Below are 231 nucleotides of genomic sequence, written 5' to 3' on the forward strand. Positions count from 1 at the left end.
TTTTTGCCGGCGCGAGGTAGGGCTTGCCCTATAGGTCGGCAATGTCTTTCATGACGGTTTCCCCACCCGGCTCGCAGAGGTTTACGGGCGCTTATCCTGCCGACAGGGCACGCGCATTGGGTAAGCAGCCTTCATAGCCGCACTCACGGCATTGGGTTTGCGGCAACAGGGGGCTGATGCTTTGGATGGGAATGGTCTTCATGGATAGTCAAAATCGAAAAGGTGCATTAT

1 pseudogene is annotated in these 231 nt (G+C 55.4%); it reads right to left on the reverse strand.

Annotation, left to right across the window (positions count from 1 at the left end):
- Nucleotides 1–31: 31 nt before the first annotated feature.
- Nucleotides 32–202, reverse strand: a pseudogene (locus tag ACTHSX_RS10925) ((Fe-S)-binding protein); the annotation flags it as partial.
- Nucleotides 203–231 lie beyond the last annotated feature (29 nt).

It is taken from the genome of Neisseria sp. P0014.S002 (assembly GCF_051958295.1).
Taxonomy (GTDB): Bacteria; Pseudomonadota; Gammaproteobacteria; order Burkholderiales; family Neisseriaceae; genus Neisseria; species Neisseria flavescens_B.